The 1,286-nt window shown below is 60.5% G+C and carries 1 pseudogene; it reads left to right on the top strand.

Annotated features, from left to right (window positions below):
- Positions 1 to 1,286 (top strand): annotated as a pseudogene (locus tag EXE48_RS18560) (hypothetical protein); the annotation flags it as partial.

Below are 1,286 nucleotides of genomic sequence, written 5' to 3'. Positions count from 1 at the left end.
TCGTCCTCGAGGACGACCGAACCCACGACGGACGCTGGGTCGCGATCGAGACGGCGTGGTTCCAGGAGCACGTGGGCGAGGTACCGCAGGTGGCTCGCGTAAAACACGAGAGTAACGGCACGTACTCGACGCCGATCGAGGCGCGCGGAGAACAGGCCGCGTTCTACGTTGAGGAGTTCTCGACGAACACGGTCACGTTCGACGGCGTGCTCTCGGTCTCGGGTGGTCCGGCTGTCGACGGCGACACGATCAGCTACGAGGCGCCGAACGGTGGTTCCGACCTATCGATCGATCTGACGGGCGTGGAGAACACCGGGCTGGCGTCAACGTCGACGACCGTTTCCGGCTCGGGCTCGCTCGCGATCGATGTCGGCGGGACGGCGTCGCCGCGAGACGAGAGCGTGACTCTCACGGGCAAGGAGTCCACCACGGCAGAGTCGGTAAGCAAGACTAGTCAGACGGATGGATCGAGCTTTAGCGTCGACGTGGGGGGCACCGTCCCCGCGAGAGACGCAACGCTCACACTATCGAGTGACGGCGGCTCGTCAACGCAAACGCGGACCGGGACCGCGAGCGAGACAGGGACGACCGAGTCTCTCTCAGTCGATGGCGATCGCAACCCAACCGATGCGTCAGTTAGCTTGAGCAACCCTCGGAGCGCGTCGAGTAAATGGGTCAGTCAAAGCTCTAACAGCCTCAAAAGCTCCATGACTGTCACCGCCCCCACCGATAACGTCCAAACTATCACCTCCTTAGAGGTCAACGCCGCAACTAATGACAATAACGGCTATCACGACATATCGGTCTGGATAGATGGGACAAAACAAGATTCGATCGAATATCAACAAGCAGAGACGTGGAATAAAGTCTTTGACATTAATAACGTCGACGTATCTGGACGCTCGTCGGTGGATGTGACTTTTAAGACAGACTCAACCATCGATTACCAGCACCGCTGGCTTGGAGATCAGTACGGCGTCGCGGAGCCTTTCGTCGAGATATCAGGTCCGAGCCCGTCGTCGGTGACGGTCGCTCACCCCGGCGGGTCGGAGTCCGTCTCGCTCACAGGGTCGACTCCGATCGACCTGAGTCGCGGGTCGCAAAGCGTCGACGTGGCGACCGACGCCGGTCTTGTCGACTATGACATCAGCTACACTGAGCAATACGGCGCGTCGGACCCATCGGTGACGGTCGACGGCAATACGGTATCGCACAATGGCGTCCTCGACGGCTCGACGAGCGAGACACTCGACCTCTCTCCGGGGACTCACACAGCCGGCATATCG

Source organism: Halorubrum sp. ASP1, from assembly GCF_005435135.1.
Lineage (GTDB): Archaea > Halobacteriota > Halobacteria > Halobacteriales > Haloferacaceae > Halorubrum > Halorubrum tropicale.
Note: the sequence above shows the minus strand (reverse complement) of the source record. Positions and strands in the feature narration are given on the sequence as shown.